Origin of the sequence: Pseudomonas mandelii, assembly GCF_024138395.1 — a bacterium.
In the GTDB taxonomy this organism is placed as follows: domain Bacteria; phylum Pseudomonadota; class Gammaproteobacteria; order Pseudomonadales; family Pseudomonadaceae; genus Aquipseudomonas; species Aquipseudomonas mandelii_E.
On sequence record NZ_JAMYDU010000061.1, the window covers coordinates 1 to 621 of the forward strand.

Genomic DNA, 621 nt, shown 5'->3' on the forward strand with positions numbered 1-621 from the left:
TCCAGGTTCTGGCTGGCGCGCAGGGTGCCGGCGTTGTTCAGGTCTTTGCCGGCGATGAGGGTTACGTCGCTGCCCTGGATCAGGGCGCCGTTGGCCGCGAGGCGGTTGTTGGCGTTGGCCAGGTACAGCACCGGCACCAGGACTTTTTCGCCGTTCACTTCGTGCTCTTCGAGCCAGACGATGTCGTGGGTCAAGGCCGCGACTTGCTGTGAAGTGAGGGTCACGCCGAGGCTCAGGTTGAGTTGGCTCTTGCTGGCGATGGCGTTGTTCATCAGGTATTTGTACAGCGCTTCGTCCGAGGTCTGGCCGTCGATGAAGCGTTGGCCGGTGCGGGCGACCACGGCTTGCTGGACCAGTTTCTGCTCGTAGAGGCCGTCGCCCAGGCGCTTGGCGCTCTGGTCGGGGTCGTAGCCCAAACCGGACAGCAGATAATCCGAACTCATGAACTGCTTGAGGTCGGTGAGTACCGGGTTGGTTTCGATCAGGTATTTGTGCGGCTGGGATTTGCCGGCGCTGTTCGGCAGGCCTTTCACGCGGTTGAGGGTGACCGGCGCACTGGTGGACGAGGTGACGGTGGCGCCGGTGAGGGTCCAGCTTTGCGGGCCGGTGCCGGTCGGGTGG

General features: G+C 63.6%; 1 pseudogene. It reads right to left on the bottom strand.

The features are described 5' to 3' along the window. Positions 1-621: pseudogene (locus tag NHU87_RS28310) on the bottom strand (hypothetical protein); the annotation flags it as partial.